14 protein-coding genes are annotated in these 16,521 nt (G+C 56.8%); 12 read left to right on the plus strand and 2 right to left on the minus strand.

Translation table 11 applies throughout. The features are described 5' to 3' along the window. Window positions 1-79: 79 nt before the first annotated feature. Entirely contained in the window at window positions 80-991 is a 912-nt protein-coding gene (gene coxB / locus ACR0NO_RS07150) for a cytochrome c oxidase subunit II (protein WP_480723465.1), read from the minus strand. 176 nt (window positions 992-1,167) lie between these two features. Between coxB and tldD the strand changes: the two genes are divergently transcribed. The 5 genes from tldD (at window position 1,168) to ACR0NO_RS07175 (ending at window position 8,217) form a co-directional block, all read left to right on the plus strand. Next, window positions 1,168-2,589 carry a metalloprotease TldD gene (gene tldD, locus ACR0NO_RS07155; protein ID WP_480723466.1) on the plus strand — a complete coding sequence of 474 codons (1,422 nt, stop codon included), beginning with the start codon at window positions 1,168-1,170 and terminating at the stop codon, window positions 2,587-2,589. A 239-nt stretch (window positions 2,590-2,828) separates the two neighbouring features. Next, entirely contained in the window at window positions 2,829-3,953 is a 1,125-nt protein-coding gene (gene dprA / locus ACR0NO_RS07160) for a DNA-processing protein DprA (protein ID WP_480723467.1), read from the plus strand. A gap of 180 nt (window positions 3,954-4,133) precedes the next feature. Beyond that, window positions 4,134-6,785 (plus strand): type I DNA topoisomerase, encoded by a 2,652-nt coding sequence (gene topA / locus ACR0NO_RS07165; RefSeq protein ID WP_480723468.1) that lies wholly within the window; start codon window positions 4,134-4,136, stop codon window positions 6,783-6,785. A gap of 101 nt (window positions 6,786-6,886) precedes the next feature. Then, the gene (locus ACR0NO_RS07170) at window positions 6,887-7,591 is read left to right on the plus strand and encodes a CoA transferase subunit A (protein WP_170640390.1); all 705 of its coding nucleotides are present in this window, start codon (window positions 6,887-6,889) and stop codon (window positions 7,589-7,591) included. Then, on the plus strand, window positions 7,591-8,217 hold the full coding sequence (locus tag ACR0NO_RS07175; protein ID WP_419740955.1) for a CoA transferase subunit B: 627 nt from the start codon (window positions 7,591-7,593) through the stop codon (window positions 8,215-8,217). Before ACR0NO_RS07170 ends, ACR0NO_RS07175 begins: the two co-directional genes overlap by 1 nt. Before the next feature lie 33 nt (window positions 8,218-8,250). On the opposite strand, the gene ACR0NO_RS07180 is transcribed toward ACR0NO_RS07175, so the two are convergent. After that, complete coding sequence (locus ACR0NO_RS07180) at window positions 8,251-9,120, minus strand: lytic transglycosylase domain-containing protein (protein WP_480723469.1); 870 nt, start codon at window positions 9,118-9,120, stop codon at window positions 8,251-8,253. Between the two features lie 353 nt (window positions 9,121-9,473). Here ACR0NO_RS07180 and ACR0NO_RS07185 point away from each other — a divergent pair, with 353 nt between their 5' ends. From ACR0NO_RS07185 to ACR0NO_RS07215, 7 genes are all read left to right on the plus strand, one after another. After that, window positions 9,474-9,716 (plus strand): hypothetical protein, encoded by a 243-nt coding sequence (locus tag ACR0NO_RS07185; RefSeq protein ID WP_170471960.1) that lies wholly within the window; start codon window positions 9,474-9,476, stop codon window positions 9,714-9,716. 288 nt (window positions 9,717-10,004) lie between these two features. After that, window positions 10,005-10,241, plus strand: a complete 237-nt coding sequence (locus tag ACR0NO_RS07190) for a Flp family type IVb pilin (protein ID WP_170471962.1) — start codon at window positions 10,005-10,007, stop codon at window positions 10,239-10,241. Window positions 10,242-10,477: 236 nt separating this feature from the next. Then, a complete protein-coding gene (cpaB, locus tag ACR0NO_RS07195) occupies window positions 10,478-11,386 on the plus strand; it encodes a Flp pilus assembly protein CpaB (RefSeq protein WP_170471964.1) in 909 nt (302 codons plus the stop codon). Window positions 11,387-11,579: 193 nt separating this feature from the next. Next, window positions 11,580-12,986, plus strand: coding sequence for a type II and III secretion system protein family protein (locus ACR0NO_RS07200; protein ID WP_170471966.1), 1,407 nt, complete (start codon window positions 11,580-11,582; stop codon window positions 12,984-12,986). 17 nt (window positions 12,987-13,003) lie between these two features. Further along, window positions 13,004-13,630, plus strand: coding sequence for an OmpA family protein (locus ACR0NO_RS07205; RefSeq protein WP_170471968.1), 627 nt, complete (start codon window positions 13,004-13,006; stop codon window positions 13,628-13,630). A gap of 199 nt (window positions 13,631-13,829) precedes the next feature. Next, window positions 13,830-15,065 (plus strand): CpaE/TadZ family protein, encoded by a 1,236-nt coding sequence (locus tag ACR0NO_RS07210; protein ID WP_170471969.1) that lies wholly within the window; start codon window positions 13,830-13,832, stop codon window positions 15,063-15,065. Between the two features lie 24 nt (window positions 15,066-15,089). After that, window positions 15,090-16,520, plus strand: coding sequence for a TadA family conjugal transfer-associated ATPase (locus ACR0NO_RS07215; RefSeq protein WP_170471971.1), 1,431 nt, complete (start codon window positions 15,090-15,092; stop codon window positions 16,518-16,520). The last annotated feature ends 1 nt before the right edge of the window (window position 16,521 follow it).

The raw sequence follows: 16,521 nt of genomic DNA on the forward strand, positions 1-16,521 counted from the left end.
CGGGTCCTTTTGGGGCGAAAGCTGCGCGGTTGAGTGCGCAGCCAACGGGTATTCTAAGGCGCGAACGCCCAGTCTACGCTCAGTTCGAGGCCACCAGGAAGTTTTGCGGCGTGCCCGCATATTCCTCGATCGCGCCGTTCAGCCACTGTTCGTAGGCCTCTTCGCTGACCACTTTGACGGTGATCGGCATATAAGCGTGGTCCTTGCCGCAAAGCTCGGAACACTGGCCGAAATAGACGCCCTCTTTGTCAGCTTCAAACCACAGCTCGGCCAAACGACCGGGAACGCCGTCCTGCTTAACGCCGAAGGACGGGATCGTCCACGAGTGGATCACGTCAGATGCGGTAACCTGCATCACGATGACCTTGCCGACCGGAACTACAACGGCGGTATCGGTGGCCAGCAACCATTCATCGTCGCTGTAGCCCGCATCAGCCAGTTTGGCGCGCATGGCGTCATCCAGAACGAAGGGGGTTACGTCCGCATCTGCGGGGCGTGCACCCTCATCCAGCGTAGCTGGGTGGCCAAGCAGGTAGCTGTCGAACGCGAAATCGTGATCAACATATTCGTAAGTCCAGTACCACTGGTTGCCGACCACCTTGATGACAACGTCACCTTCGGGAATTTCCTGCTGCTTGAACAGAACCGGCAGAGAGAAGGCGCCGATGAACACCAGAATCAGGATCGGACCCAAAGTCCAGGCGATCTCAACCGGGGTGTAGTGCGAGAACCGCGCCGGTGTCGGGTTGGCGCGCTGATTGTAGCGCACGATGCAGTAAACCAGCAGCGCAGCAACAAACAGGCAGATCACAGTGATGATCACCAGAATCATCGCGTCCAGCCTGTGAATCCCGTCTGCAAGGCTGGTCGCTGCGGGTTGAAAGCCCATTCCACCGTCAACCGGCTTGCCAATTATCTCAAGCTCCTGAGCCATGGCGGGAAGGCTGGAGAGGGCCGTAGCAAGCCCGGAAAGCATCAAAGCATTCTTCATGTCTTGTCCTGATCGTTTGATCTTTGCGTCTCTGGCGAAAAGGTATGAATCGGTGAAACCACACCCGTTGTCTTTGGCCGCGTTAAAAACCATATTCCTGCGGGTAGATAAAGCAAAATGCTTGCGTCAAACAGACGCTATTTTTGATCTGGATCAAACCGGAAAGGTTACAACCCATGACTCAGGCCCCGTTTCGCCCTTTTGAAAGCGCTCTTCCGCATGATGAAGCGCTCTCCATTTTGCAATCGGCGACCGCCGGGGCCGAGGACGGAGAATTGTTTGTCGAACGGCGGAAATCCGAGTCTCTGGTCTTTGACGATGGTCGGTTGAAGACCGCATCCTACGATGCGTCCGAGGGATTCGGGCTGCGGGCCGTTCAGGGCGAAGTAGCGGGCTATGCACATTCGACAGACGTTTCGATTCCCGCGTTGAAACGCGCGTCCGAGACCGCTCGGCTGGCCGTTGGCGACGGAGGGGGCACCTTGGCCGAGGCCCCTATGGCAACAAACAAACGCCTCTATACCGATGAAGATCCCATCGAAACCGCCAGCTTTCCGGTCAAAGTCGAGACCCTACGCGAGATCGACGCCTTCGTGCGTGATCTCGACCCCCGCGTCGTGCAAGTCAGCGCGACCATCGCCGCCGCAGTGCAAGAGGTCGAGATCCTGCGCCCCGACGGCGTGCTGGTTCGCGACGTGCGCCCGATGACTCGGGTTAATGTGTCGGTCATTGTCGAGCAGAATGGTCGCCGTGAAAGCGGCTCGGCGGGCGGTGGTGGCCGCGTCGGCCTGAGCGGGCTGATCGACCCCGCCGACTGGCGGAACAAGGCGCGTGAGGCCCTGCGGATCGCGCTGGTTAATCTCGAAGCAGTCCCTGCCCCTGCGGGGGTGATGGAGGTCGCCTTAGGCCCTGGCTGGCCCGGTATTCTGCTGCACGAAGCCATCGGGCACGGGTTGGAAGGGGATTTCAACCGCAAGGGCAGCTCGGCCTTTGCAGGTCTGATGGGGCAGCAAATTGCCTCCAAGGGCGTGACCGTAGTGGATGATGGCACGATTGCTGATCGGCGTGGCTCGATCACGGTGGATGACGAGGGAACGCCAAGCTCGCGGACCTTATTGATTGAGGATGGTATCCTGACCGGCTATATGCAGGACCGCCAGAACGCCCGCCTGATGGGCGTCGCGCCTACCGGCAATGGACGACGCCAGAGCTACGCGCACAAACCGATGCCGCGCATGACCAATACGGTGATGCTGGGAGGCGATGCAGACCCGGCTGCTCTGGTTGCTGACATTAAGGACGGGATCTGGGCCGTGGGTTTCGGTGGTGGTCAGGTCGACATCACCAACGGCAAATTCGTCTTTTCCTGTACCGAGGCCTACCGGGTCGAAAACGGCAAGATCGGCGCGCCGGTCAAGGGCGCGACGCTGATCGGGGACGGACCCTCTGCGCTGAACCGCATCCGTGGTTTGGGCAACGACATGGCGCTGGATCCGGGAATGGGAACCTGCGGCAAGGATGGTCAATGGGTGCCGGTAGGCGTCGGCCAGCCAACGGTTCTGATGGACGGACTAACCGTCGGAGGCTCAGCCGCCTGAGTCAGAATCACGTGACTTTAGAAAGGCGCAGGGTTAACCCTGCGCCTTTTCGACAGAGTGGTTGAGGTCAATTGGAATTACAGCTCATTCACCTCGGCGGAATTTTTATTTTTATATTACAATTGCTTAACAGCATTCCCCGGAGAACACGCCTAGAAAATTGCATCTAATTTTCAACGATTTACAGGCTGTTAACCCCGACACCCGTAAACCAGTTCTGCAATCAGGCGGAGCATCGGATGACCGAAGAGCAGCATTCTTCCAATCACCCCCCACTCCCACCCACCACGGAAGAGGATCGGTTTTCGTGGCTCCGCCTGTTGCGCTCACGCAAGGTTGGTCCGGCGACGTTTCGTCGGCTGCTAAGCGAACATGGCTCAGCGCAGAACGCGCTGGCCGCGCTGCCTGAAATGGCACGCGCTGCCGGAATAAACGGGTATGAAATCTGCCCTCCCGGCGTGATTGAGGCGGAACTCAAGGCCGCACAAGCCGCCAAAGCGCGGCTTGTGTGCCTTGGGTCCGCCGATTTTCCAATAGCTTTGCAGGATGTATCTGACGCGCCCCCGCTTCTATGGGCTGTTGGCGATCTTTCCATGCTGCAGAAACCCGCAATCGCAATGGTGGGCGCGCGCAATTGTTCCTCGCTCGGCGCGCGCATGGCCCGTGGTCTGGCGAAAGAACTCGGTGATCTCGGCCATGTTATTGTCTCTGGTCTTGCCCGAGGGATCGATACTTCGGCCCATATGGCCGCGCTGGACACAGGCACTATCGCCGTGATGGCCGGAGGGGTCGATGTCATCTACCCGACCGAGAACACGGACCTGGCGCATAAGATCGGTGAGGCCGGCCTGCGTCTGTCGGAGCAACCTATGGGGCTGACACCACAAGCCCGCCACTTTCCGCGCCGCAACAGGATTATATCGGGGCTGGCAGAGGCGGTCGTGGTGGTTGAGGCCGCAGCTAAGTCAGGCAGCCTCATCACCGCTCGGGACGCGCTGGACCAAGGACGCGAAGTTCTTGCCGTTCCTGGTCATCCGTTCGACGCACGTGCCTCCGGATGCAATTTGTTGATTCGGGACGGCGCGACCTTGATCCGGTCTGCGGAAGATGTGATCGAAGCCCTGCCCAAGGGAAAAGACCTCTTCCAAACGCGCAGTGAGCCCCCTGCTCCGCCAACACCGACACCCGCTGTGGCGCTGCACGATCAGATCCTGCAACGACTCGGCCCATCGCCCATCGCTGAGGACCAACTGTTGCGCGATATCGCAGCGTCGGCAGGTGATCTTGGGCCCGCTTTGGTAGATTTGGAACTTGAGGGCCGAATCCAGCGCCAACCCGGTGGGCTTTTGTCGCTAGCAAGCTGAAAAGGGCGTGCCAACAAGTTCCAACTCTGTGAGACTACGCTCGCCCCAGTGGTCTTTAGAGCGCTGAAAAGGTAGCGTTTTTCACACTGCAAAAGGAACGCATTGACATTCCGGCCTTGCCCCACACATTTTGCACGACCATAACAGGCGCCCTATTCGTCGAGCGAGGTTTCCCCTTAAATGCCCGTAGTTGTTGTAGAATCTCCGGCCAAAGCAAAAACAATCAATAAATATCTCGGCCCCGACTACACAGTTCTGGCCTCCTATGGCCATGTGCGGGACCTGCCACCCAAGGACGGATCAGTCGATACCGACCATGAATTCGAGATGAAATGGGAGGTCGGCAATGACAGCAAAAAGCACGTCAAAGCCATTGCCGATGCGCTGAAAGAAGACAACGCCCTGATCCTCGCAACCGACCCCGATCGCGAGGGGGAAGCGATCAGCTGGCACTTGCAGGAAGCGCTAACCAAGCGGCGCTCAATCAAGAAAGATACACCGGTCAGCCGCGTGACCTTCAACGCGATCACCAAAGAGGCAGTGACCGAAGCGATGCAAAACCCACGCGAGGTCGACATGCCGCTGGTCGAGGCCTATTTGGCCCGCCGCGCGCTGGACTATCTGGTGGGCTTCAACTTGTCGCCGGTACTGTGGCGTAAATTGCCCGGCGCGAAATCGGCAGGCCGGGTCCAATCTGTCTGCCTGCGGCTGATCGTCGAACGCGAGATGGAAATCGAGGCCTTCAAGCCGGTTGAATACTGGTCGGTCAAGGCCCTGTTCGAAACACCACGCGGCCAAACCTACGAGGCGCGCCTGGTCACCTATGCCGGCAAAAAGCTGGACAAGCACGATCTGAAAGACGCGACGCAGGCAGAGCTGGCTGTTCAGGCCATCACCAGCCGCACGCTGAGTGTCACATCAGTCGAGGCGAAACCTGCGGCGCGCAACCCCAGCGCGCCATTCATGACCTCAACCCTGCAACAGGAGGCCAGCCGTAAGTTCGGTATGGGTGCGCGGCACGCGATGCAGGTGGCGCAACGCCTCTATGAGGCGGGCTACATCACCTATATGCGAACTGACGGCATCGACATGGCCCCCGAAGCGGTCGCCGCCACCCGAGACGCCATTACTGACCGTTTTGGTGCCGAATATGTGCCGGACAGCCCACGCATCTACAAGAACAAGGCCAAGAACGCACAGGAAGCGCACGAATGTATCCGCCCGACGGATATGACGCGCGATGCAAAAGAGCTGAAGGTGACCGATGAAGATCAGCGCAAGCTTTATGATCTGATCTGGAAGCGCACGATTGCTTGCCAGATGGCTGCTGCGCGCCTGGAACGCACAACCGTTGAAATAGGCAGCGATGATGCTCAGGTCGGCCTGCGCGCGACCGGTCAGGTGGTGCTGTTTGACGGCTTCATGCGCGTCTACGAAGAAGGCCGCGACGATGTGGCCGATGATGACGACAAGCGCTTGCCGCAAATCATGCAGGGCGATCCGGCGCGGTTTGCCAAGGACACTCTGATTGGCCAATTCGAAAAGGCGACAGGTGAGGCTCAGGTCACTGAAGGCGCAAAAACCGCGAAAGAAGCAATTCTGTCCGAAAACGAAGCCGTTCTGGCGTTACAACACCACACGCAGCCGCCTCCGCGCTATACCGAGGCCACATTGGTCAAGCGGATGGAGGAACTGGGGATCGGCCGTCCTTCGACTTATGCCTCGATCGTGACCACGATTCAGGACCGGGAATATGTGCGTAAGGACAAGAACCGCCTGATCCCCGAAGAAAAGGGCCGGATCGTTACGATCTTTCTGCTAAACTTCTTCCGCCAATACGTGGGCTATGAGTTCACGGCGAATCTGGAAGAAGAGCTGGATGACGTCAGTGCGGGAGATCGCGATTACAAGGATCTGCTGGGCAAGTTCTGGCGCGATTTCTCGGCCGCGATTGGCGAAACGTCTGAGCTGCGCATCTCGGAAGTGCTGGACAAGCTCGACGAGGCGTTGGCCCCGCAACTGTATCCGCCTCGTGAGGACGGGTCGGACCCGCGCATTTGCCCGAAATGTGGGACGGGTCAACTGCATCTTAAAACCTCTCGTACCGGCGGGTTCGTGGGCTGCGGCAACTATCCCGAATGCACCTATACCCGGCCCATCGCGGGCGAAGGGGCCGAAGGGGATGAACGTCTTCTGGGTGAGGATGCAGGCGATGAGATCTGGCTGAAATCCGGCCGGTTCGGTCCCTATGTCCAGCGCGGAGAGCCAACGCCCGAGAACAAGAAACCCCCGCGCGCCTCTCTGCCCCGTGGGTGGAGCAAGGATGACATGGACCTTGAGAAGGCCCTGACCCTGCTGTCCCTGCCCCGCCAGATCGGTGAACATCCCGAAGGCGGTATGATTAGTTCGAACTTCGGGCGGTTCGGGCCGTATATCATGCACCAACTGCCGGAAGAGTCGAAACCGGTCTACGTCAATGTCAAAGACCCCAATGACGTGTTCGAGATCGGCATGAACCGCGCGGTCGAGATGCTGGCAGAAAAACGCACCAATCCGGGACGTGGTCGGCGCGCGGCGGCAGCCCCCCTCAAAGAGCTAGGCGAACACCCTGATGGTGGTGCCATGAAGGTTCTTGATGGGCGCTATGGGCCGTATGTGAAGTGGGAAAAGGTCAACGCCACCATTCCCAAAGACATCAAACCCGAGGATGTGACGCAAGAAATGGCCATCGAACTGGTCAATGAACGCGCCGCAAAGAAGGGAACGAAGAAAAAGGCTGCCCCAAAAAAGAAGGCCACCGCCAAGAAAACAACGAAGAAAACGGCAAGCTAGGGTTGGATAGGTAGAAATACCACCAGCCCCTTGGATTCGTTGACTTCCCCCTGACGCGGCGGCACAACCTGCCCATCACCATGTCATTGGGGGAGTTTTCCATGAAGAAAATCTATGCCAATGCCTCTGACGCGCTCGACGGAGTGCTGTCGGATGGCATGATGATCGCGGCGGGCGGTTTCGGCCTGTGCGGCATCCCGGAACTGCTGCTAGAGGCGATCAAAGACTCGGGCGCTCAGGACCTGACCTTTGCGTCGAACAACGCAGGCGTCGACGATTTCGGTATCGGCATCCTGCTGCAAACCAAGCAGGTCAAGAAGATGATCAGCTCGTACGTCGGCGAAAACGCGGAATTCATGCGTCAGTACCTGGCCGGAGAGCTTGAGCTGGAATTCAATCCGCAGGGCACTCTGGCCGAACGGATGCGCGCAGGTGGCGCAGGTATCCCCGGTTTCTACACCAAAACCGGCGTGGGCACCGTGATCGCTGAGGGCAAGGAACACAAAGACTTCAATGGCGAGACCTACATTCTGGAAGAAGGCATCTTTGCCGATCTGGCCATTGTCAAAGCCTGGAAGGCCGATGACACCGGCAACCTGATCTTCCGCAAGACCGCGCGGAACTTCAACGTGCCTGCCGCGACCTGCGGCAAGATCTGCATCGCCGAAGTCGAAGAGATTGTCCCCCGCGGTTCAATGGACCCGGATGCGATCCACCTGCCGGGCATCTATGTGCATCGGATCATTCAGGGCGATCACGAAAAGCGCATTGAACAGCGCACCACCCGTAAGAAGGAGGAAGCATAATGCCTTGGGATCGGAACCAGATGGCCGCCCGTGCGGCGCAAGAGCTTGAAGACGGCATGTATGTGAACCTCGGCATCGGTATTCCGACGCTGGTGGCAAACTATGTGGGCGACAAGGACATCACCCTGCAATCCGAGAATGGTATGCTGGGTATGGGCCCCTTCCCGTTCGAAGGCGAAGAAGACCCCGACCTGATCAACGCGGGTAAGCAAACCATCACTGAGCTGTCGCGCACCGCATATTTCGACAGCGCGACCTCGTTCGCGATGATCCGGGGCGGCAAGATCGCTGCGGCGGTACTGGGCGCGATGGAAGTGGATGAAGAAGGCGACCTGGCCAACTGGATGATTCCCGGCGTTCTAGTCAAAGGCATGGGCGGCGCGATGGATCTTGTAGCCGGTGTCGGCCGTGTAATTGTGGTGATGGATCACACCAACAAACACGGCAAATCCAAGCTGCTGAAAAAGTGCACCCTCCCACTGACCGGGAAAAAGGTTGTGAATCGCATCATTACCAACCTCGGGGTTCTGGATGTGGTTCAAGGCGGTCTGAAGATCGTCGAGATCGCAGAAGGCGTCACCGAAGACGAGATCCGCGCCGCAACTGAGGCGAACATCGTCAACTAAACAAAGATCAGGGCCTGCTGCGACAGGCAGGCCCTAGTTCAGCGTCTGGAATACGCACCCATCTGAGGCATAGACCGGCGGCGTAGCGCAGAGCGCACGCGCGACTTGAAAAGCCGCGAGCACCTTGGGCACGTAGTCCCGCGTCTCTGCATATGGCGGCACACCGCTGTGTTTGCGAACGGCCCCCTCACCGGCGTTGTACCCGGCAAGCGCCAATATCGGGTCATTGTCGAACTCACCCATCAGCCAATCCAGGTATCTGACCCCACCAGAGATATTCTGAGAGGGCTGAAAGCTGTCCTGCACGCCAAACCGCTCGGCCGTTGCAGGCATCAGCTGCATCAATCCTTGTGCCCCGGCTGAGCTGACCGCGTCGGCCCGTCCAGCCGATTCCACCGAGATAACCGCCAGCACCAGTGCAGGCGAAACATTGGTGCCAATGGTCGAGCGTAGGATATCGCGGCCCTGATTGTTCACGATGCCCTGCAGGGTCTGCAAACGGGGTGTCGAGACGCTTGTCGCGGCCAGAGCGTCGATGGCAGAATCCAGCCGTCCTGGCCCGGCTTGTGCCAGTTCGGGCGAGATCTTCTCCCAAAAGGCTTTATGGGCGCCTTTCGGCGGCGTTTTGGTCGCGATTACGGGGGCGTCCTCCGCCGGCGGCACTTTGGCGCGTTTGATGACCTCGGGGACCGCAAGCTCAGATCCAGTACTAGGCGCTGAGGGGCGGGCTGCATGTTCTTCGGAGGTAATCCGAATGTTAACCTTGGGCCGCTGACCCGGCAGAGGCGCCTTGATCCTTTTATAGACACCACGCGGTTCGACCTCATCCGAGCGCACGGTGTCTGGCGTGCATACCAGAAACGCCAATACGCCGGCGCATGTAACTGCGTCCCGGAGATTCATTTGCCTGCCTCATGTTTTCGTTTTGATTGATTTGAACCTCGAATCTTCGCGTAAAGCCAGAAAAACCAAGCAAATTGGGGCAGTTTCGCCTCATTTGCCGCAAATTTGCATCGCTAAAAGACGACCCCAAACAACCGAATTTGTTTTTTTATATTTACTTTCAATATCTTATAAAAAAAGTGACCAGAAAGTTAAGCATCGGGCGAATTTTTCCCTGTTTGGCCCAATTCCTGCCACGCACAACAGGCAAACATAGATGCATACCGAGACGATCGGGAGCGGACTGAGAGAGGAAGCTCTGAAAGACGCCGAGGTTTAGAATACTTTTTTAGATCCTTTAGGAGGGACGTAACATGATCAAGTTCATCAAGAACTTCCGCAAAGACGAAGACGGCGCAGTAACAGTTGACTGGGTTGTTCTGACCGCAGCAGTCATCGGCCTGGCAGCCGTTGCATACCAGCAAATCGAAGGCGGCGCGACCAGCCTGGCGGACGACGTAGACACCGCGCTGAGCACCGCTACTGTTTCGACTGGCGACAACACCAACGCAGGCGGCATCACCGCAGCAGGCTCTGCGACCGGCACCGACGAATAATTTAGCTTACAGCTAAGTTGCTAGGCCGCACCAAGATCTTGGTGCGGCTTTTCTTTTTGAGGTAAATACACCCAAAGTCTACAAGGCGCTATTTTAACAAGCGCTTTTTGTCACCGTCAAAAATGAGTTTTTGTTCCGTGACCAATGCGAAAGCAGTGGCAATTTGGCATGACCTCCTTTTTCTGGCCCAATTTCCGCCATCCACGTCAGCTAAAACTGTATAGATCAAATTATCTGCACTTGGGCTGGCAATGGCTTGGGCAGAAGAGGCTCTTGGAAGGACGACACATGAAACAGTTTCAAAATCGCTTTGTGAAAAGCGAAGAGGGCGCAATCACGGTTGATTGGGTCGTCTTGGTCGCTTTGATCATCGGACTCAGCTCTGCACTCATACTTGTGATGAGGACCGGAATGGACAATTTCGGCGGAAACGTGGACCAAGCCTTGTCAACGGCGACAGTCAGCACTGGTGACAATGACAACGCTGGCGGAATCACTTCAGCCGGAACCGTAAACGGCGAATGATATCTTTGCCCTGAAGATCGTGCGCCTGTGACAGTTTGCAACGAGTTTTCTGTCCGGCGCGCGATTGCTTTGACGTCAGTGATTTGTGCGCGCGCGTCGCAGATGAACAAAAAAGTTTTTGTATCGAAAAACGCTTTTGCCCCAGATTTCGACACAATTCCCCGTTAAACAGGTCGCTGTTTCAGAACTTCTTGTTGGGCGCTATTTGCCCAACTAGCACAGAAAGAGGTGGATGTATGCGAGCGATATTCGGACTTGTCCTAATTGTCGGACTAGCTCTGGCCGGTGGTGCAGTCTACATGGCGCAGAACTATATCTCTGCTTATCAACAGGAACTCGCACGCGAACGGCAAGCAGCAGCAGCCGCGTTAGAGGCCGCCGCAGCAGAAAACGCTGCGATAGAAGTGATTCCAACCGTAGGTGTTATTGTATCAAATCGGACCCTGAAATACGGAGAACGGCTGGCAGAAGACGACGTGCGTGTTGTTGATTGGCCAGAAAACGCGATCCCGGAAGGCAGCTTTACAGACCTTGCGGTTCTTTTCCCCGAGTCAGGCAGCAAAGATCGTTTCGTTCTTCGCACAATGGAAAAAGACGAAGCGCTGATGGAGGTCAAAATCACTCAACCGGGCGAAGGGGCGGGTCTGACGTCTCAGCTGGACAAAGGTATGCGCGCTTTCGCTATTCGGGTTGATGTGGCTTCGGGCGTTTCCGGTTTCTTGCGCCCCGGAGATTTTGTGGACGTGTACTGGACCGGTTCGCGTCGCGGGACAACCGCCGAAGCGGATGGCGAGATCACCCGCCTGATCCAGCCCCGGGTCGAACTAATCGCCGTTGACCAGATCGCAGGAACGGATGTGACCGGAACAACCATCGCGCGAACGATCACCGTTGCAGTCACACGTGAGCAGGTTGCTGTACTTACGCAAGCGCAAAACACGGGCAGACTGACCCTGGCGCTTGTTGGGATTGAAGACGAAACGGTGTCGTCAGAGGTCATTGAAATCGATCAACGCGCGTTGTTGGGTGTCGTCGAGGAAGAAGCCGCCCCCGTCCCTGAACGTGTGGAGCAACAAGTTTGCAAGACGCGCATTCGTCGCGGTAACAGCGAAGTTGCCGATAGTGTGATCGCCTGTACAAACTGACGCCTATTCAGGACGTTACACCTGCCGAGCCGCGCAATTTGCGCGGCTCATTTGATTCCTATGTTGCCAATTGCCCACATAAGGAAACTTCCAGAAACCCTTGATTATTGCAATAAATTCCGTTTTCGCGCAGAGTTTCGCCTATAGGGCATAAGACCCATAAAAACGAGGCGTGATCGGAGAGGCAGGTCACATGAAAATACGTTCCTGGATCAGCGCAACCCTGCTGGGGTTGTCGCTCGTTGTTAGCCCAGTCGGCGATGCCGCTTGGGCCGAAACTCTTCGCGTGGTGAAGAAGGGCACAGTGGAAACGCTGGAAGTACCTGTAAACCGCGCGATCGTTGTTGAAAGTGAAGAGCCGTTTGCCGAACTGAGTATCGCGAATGCCGGTATTGCCGACATCTCGTCGCTTTCAGAGCGAACGATCTATGTCTTGGGCAGAGCACCCGGCCTAACTACTCTTACACTGTTCGATGGGGCCGGCATGCTTTTGGCGAATGTCCGCGTACGCGTGTCCCCTGACGTGACTGAATTTAAAGAGCGTCTGAGGCAGATCTTGCCAAACGAACAAATCGAAGTGCGCACTGCGAACGACGGCATCGTCTTGTCCGGCACGGTTTCAGGAGCGGCCAAGCTAGCCCGCGCATTGGAACTAGCCGAACGCTATGCCCCCGACCGGGTCTCGAACCTGATGTCGGTCGGCGGTGTGCAGCAGGTCATGCTGAAGGTTCGCTTTGCCGAGATGAACCGCTCGGTCGCAAAGAACCTGTCGACATCTCTTGGCTTTGGAGGCGGCGACGTCACAGCCGGTTTCAACACCCTAAACACGCAAGGTGCGTTGAACAATGCGCTGGCCAATAACATTCCGATCGCGCAAGCAAATACGGGTGCAATTCTGTTCGGTTTTGGCGCCGGTTCGACCCAAGTTAGGCTACTACTTGAGGCACTCGAAACCAAAGGTCTTGCGCGTACGCTCGCCGAACCGAACCTATCCGCTCTGTCCGGTCAGCAGGCAACGTTCCTCGCCGGTGGTGAGGTCCCGATTCCTGTGCCAGCAGATGACGGTGTTGTCGCGATCGAATACCGCGCGTTCGGTGTTGAAATCGACTTCATTCCGCGCGTAGTCGACGGTGATCTTATCAACTTGGAACTTGGTACAGCGGTATCGAGTATTGATACGTCTTCGGACTTTACGATTAACGGCGATTCGGTCCCAAGTTTCATTACCCGCCAGACCTCAACAACAATTGAGCTGCGCGACGGTGAAAGCTTTGCGATCGCAGGCCTGATTCAGGATGACTTCACGGATCTGAGCAATCAGGTGCCATGGTTGGGCGACGTTCCTGTTCTGGGCACCCTGTTCCGCAGCGCGCAGTACCAGCGCGAACAAAGTGAGTTGGTTATCATCATCACCGCGCATCTGGTCTCGCCGACCCGTGGGGAAACGCTTGCTTTGCCGACAGATCGAGTAAAACCCCCCAGTGAGTTTGATCTGTTTATCAACGGTCGCGTTGCTCGGACCGAGCGCGCAGGCGCAGGTGGCGCATCGGAAGTCGCCAAACAAGATTTTGGCAGTTCTTACGGCTATATTCTGGATTGATGAGGAGGTTAGGACCAATGAAAACGTTGATACTCACCTTAGGTCTTTCGGTCGCAGTTACCGCATGTACACGCGAAGCCGGGTATGAAATTGATGCGGGAACCTTTGGCAACGCGACGCTGAACAATTCGCAGGTCATGAACGGTGAGCTGACATACGCTCAGATTCTGAGCCGCCGGTTCGCCGCTGAAGTCCCCAGCCAAGTGAACTTTGCCTTCAACAGTTCACAGCTCGATGCGTCGGCCCAACGTATTCTGTTGCAGCAGGCGGATTGGATCAAACAATTCCCTGAAGCACGGTTCCGTGTGTATGGCCACACGGACGCAGTGGGCTCAGCCAGCTATAACAAGAGCCTTGGCTTGCGTCGGGCACAGGCTGTTGTGTCCTTCTTTGCCCAACAGGGAATCTCGCGGTCTCGATTAGAGGCGGTGGTTTCTTTCGGCAAAACGCGCCCATTGGTTGCTACAACGAATCGCGATCGCCGGAATCGCCGGACAGTAACCGAGGTTTCGGGCTTTGTGGATCGCGCACCACAAACGCTGGACGGCAAGTATGCTGATGTCATCTATCGCGAATACGTCGAAAGCGCAGCTTCCGGTTCTACAGTCGAACAAGTCGACGCAACTGGCGGCGGCGGTGGATAATCCCATCTGAACGGGCGACATCGTCGCCCGTTTCCCTACAATTGGTTCTTTTGCGCCAAATTCTCGCCCAACTTCCAAGCGACATTGTGAACAATAGGGTGACCTGCGGCCAAAATTGACCGCATTGGGGCGACAGCAAATCTACCCGAGCGTACACGTTCGCATGAAATGCCAAGCCCTCTCTACGAGGATTGTGTATATGAGTAGCGCGACGCCGCAAGACAACGACTCGGGAATTCTGGCCTGCACGATCAGCCGGGACGTCCAAAACTTCGATCTGCTGATCGAAGACATGGAAACAATTCTGGGTGAGCGTTGGGGCGATCTTGGCTTTGCCGAAGCTCTCGCGTTTTTCAGCCAACCTGAGGCAGAAACACTGGAATTCGTTGCCCTGGCCATTGATGGTGAAGATGAAGACAACCTCTCGTTGATGGGCGAAATCATCACCCAGGCAAAAGACAAGAAGATCAAAGTGGTGCTTATTGCCGAGGACGTGACCCCCGCCTCGCTACACCAGCTTTTGCGCAAAGGCGCGGATGAATTTGTCCCTTACCCGCTTCCCGAAGGCGAATTGAACGAAGCGATCGAGCGAATGAACAAGCCCGATCCTGTGGTTGCAGCACAAGCAGCCGCTGCCACTCTGACCAGTGGCGAATCAAAAGAAGGCGCTCTGTTCGTTGTACAAGGTCTGGCGGGCGGCGTTGGTTCCACGACACTGGCTGTGAACCTGGCCTGGGAACTAGCCACAATCTCGGACAAGGACGCACCTTCTGTCTGTCTGATCGACCTGGATCTGCAATACGGCACGGTTTCGACCTATTTGGACCTGCCACGCCGTGAAACCGTGTTCGAGATGCTGTCCGACACAGCGTCAATGGATGATGAGGTCTTCTCGCAAGCCCTTCAAAGCTATGAAGAAAAAATGCAGGTTTTGACGGCCCCATCCGACATGGTGCCGTTGGATTTGATCACACCCGAAGACATCCAGCGCGTGATAGATACGGCGCGCAAACATTTCGACTATGTGATCGTGGACATGCCCAAGACATTGGTTTTGTGGTCAGAAACTGTTCTTCAAGCTGCACATGTCTATTTCGCCATGATCGAGTTGGACATGCGCTCGGCTCAGAACGCATTGCGTCTGAAACGCGCCTTACAGGCCGAAGAGCTGCCGTTCAACAAATTGCGCTTCGCCCTAAATCGGGCCCCCAAGTTCACCGATCTAAACGGCAAGGGGCGCATCAAACGTATGGGCGAAAGCCTCGGAATTTCGATCGACCTGCAACTGCCCGATGGGGGCAAGCCGGTGATGCAAAGTGGCGATCATGGCCTGCCACTGGCCAGTTCAGCCGCCAAAAACCCGCTGCGCCGCGAAATTGCCAAGCTTGCAAAGTCGCTCCACAGCCTCGGCAGCAACGACGCTGAGGCCGCATAACACAACTCCAAGGGAAGAGCCGCCATGTTTTCCAGATATAAGAAAGCGTCTGATGCGCAGCCGGTCGAGACTCCGGCCAAAGCGCCCGAAGCGGCCCCCGCAGCGCCAACGGCAACAGCAGTTGCACGCAAGCCCGTTCAGAAGAAAGCTGGCGAAGTCACGAGCGCCGACCGCGACCGCAAACGGAAAGAGCGCCTGAGCGAAATCAAGATTGAGCTGCACCGGGAACTACTGGAAAATTTGAACCTCGCAGCCCTTGAAAACGCAGGAGAGGCCGAGCTTCGCACCGAGATCAGCGCAATTGCCAGCGAAGTTTTGGAAGCCAAAAGCATCGTGCTCAACCGCGACGACCGCGCGCAGCTGAACAAGGAGCTTTACGACGAGGTCACGGGCCTCGGACCACTTGAAGCCCTGCTTCGCGACGATACGGTCAACGATATTCTGGTGAACGGCCCGCAACAGATTTTTGTCGAACGTGCGGGTAAGCTGGAAATCAGCGACATCACGTTTAAGGACGAAAAACACCTGATGCGGATCATCGACAAGATCGTGTCCGCAGTGGGCCGTCGTGTTGACGAATCCAACCCCTATGTCGACGCCCGTCTGGCCGATGGCTCGCGTTTCAACGCGATGGTCCCTCCGATCGCTGTTGACGGCTCGCTGGTGTCGATTCGTAAGTTCAAAAAAGACAAGCTGGGCATCGATGATCTGGTCAATTTCGGCGCGTTCACCGAAGAAATGGCCGCCTATCTTCAAGCCGCCGTTTCGACACGCCTGAATATCATCGTCTCGGGCGGTACGGGTTCCGGTAAAACGACTACTCTGAACGCGCTTTCGAGCTTTATTGACGACGCTGAACGTATCTTGACCATCGAGGATACGGCGGAACTTCAACTTCAGCAGACTCACGTCGGCCGGATGGAAAGCCGCCCGCCAAACGTTGAAGGAAAAGGTGAGGTCAGCCCCCGCGATTGTCTGAAAAACGCCCTGCGGATGCGTCCCGACCGCATCATCGTGGGTGAGACTCGTGGCGCCGAGGTGATCGACATGCTGCAGGCGATGAACACCGGCCACGACGGCTCAATGACCACAATCCACGCAAACTCGGCAAGGGATGGTATCTCGCGTCTCGAGAACATGATCGCGATGGCGGGGATCGAAATGCCGATCAAGGCGGTTCGCAGCCAGATCTCAAGCGCTGTGAACTTGATCGTTCAGGCCAGCCGTCTCCAGGATGGCTCGCGCCGCATGACCTCGATCACCGAAATCACCGGGATGGAAGGCGATGTGATTTCGATGCAAGAAATCTTTCGTTTCCAACGCGTTGGCCTGACACCCGATAACAAAATCATCGGTCACTTCACCGCCACCGGCGTGCGCAGCCACTATTCCGAGCGCTTCCGCCTGTGGGGCTTTGACCTGCCCTCGTCCATCTACGACCCAACCACAATGTAGG

It is taken from the genome of Ruegeria sp. CL3 (assembly GCF_056536505.1).

What these genes read in the sequence shown, in the direction of transcription:
- ACR0NO_RS07205 (WP_170471968.1), top strand. Translation starts at nt 13,004, where the DNA reads ATGAAAACGTTGATACTCACCTTAGGTCTTTCGGTCGCAGTTACCGCA.
- ACR0NO_RS07180 (WP_480723469.1), bottom strand. Translation starts at nt 9,120, where the DNA reads ATGAATCTCCGGGACGCAGTTACATGCGCCGGCGTATTGGCGTTTCTG.
- tldD (WP_480723466.1), top strand. Translation starts at nt 1,168, where the DNA reads ATGACTCAGGCCCCGTTTCGCCCTTTTGAAAGCGCTCTTCCGCATGAT.
- coxB (WP_480723465.1), bottom strand. Translation starts at nt 991, where the DNA reads ATGAAGAATGCTTTGATGCTTTCCGGGCTTGCTACGGCCCTCTCCAGC.
- ACR0NO_RS07190 (WP_170471962.1), top strand. Translation starts at nt 10,005, where the DNA reads ATGAAACAGTTTCAAAATCGCTTTGTGAAAAGCGAAGAGGGCGCAATC.
- dprA (WP_480723467.1), top strand. Translation starts at nt 2,829, where the DNA reads ATGACCGAAGAGCAGCATTCTTCCAATCACCCCCCACTCCCACCCACC.
- ACR0NO_RS07175 (WP_419740955.1), top strand. Translation starts at nt 7,591, where the DNA reads ATGCCTTGGGATCGGAACCAGATGGCCGCCCGTGCGGCGCAAGAGCTT.
- topA (WP_480723468.1), top strand. Translation starts at nt 4,134, where the DNA reads ATGCCCGTAGTTGTTGTAGAATCTCCGGCCAAAGCAAAAACAATCAAT.
- ACR0NO_RS07200 (WP_170471966.1), top strand. Translation starts at nt 11,580, where the DNA reads ATGAAAATACGTTCCTGGATCAGCGCAACCCTGCTGGGGTTGTCGCTC.
- cpaB (WP_170471964.1), top strand. Translation starts at nt 10,478, where the DNA reads ATGCGAGCGATATTCGGACTTGTCCTAATTGTCGGACTAGCTCTGGCC.
- ACR0NO_RS07170 (WP_170640390.1), top strand. Translation starts at nt 6,887, where the DNA reads ATGAAGAAAATCTATGCCAATGCCTCTGACGCGCTCGACGGAGTGCTG.
- ACR0NO_RS07185 (WP_170471960.1), top strand. Translation starts at nt 9,474, where the DNA reads ATGATCAAGTTCATCAAGAACTTCCGCAAAGACGAAGACGGCGCAGTA.
- ACR0NO_RS07215 (WP_170471971.1), top strand. Translation starts at nt 15,090, where the DNA reads ATGTTTTCCAGATATAAGAAAGCGTCTGATGCGCAGCCGGTCGAGACT.
- ACR0NO_RS07210 (WP_170471969.1), top strand. Translation starts at nt 13,830, where the DNA reads ATGAGTAGCGCGACGCCGCAAGACAACGACTCGGGAATTCTGGCCTGC.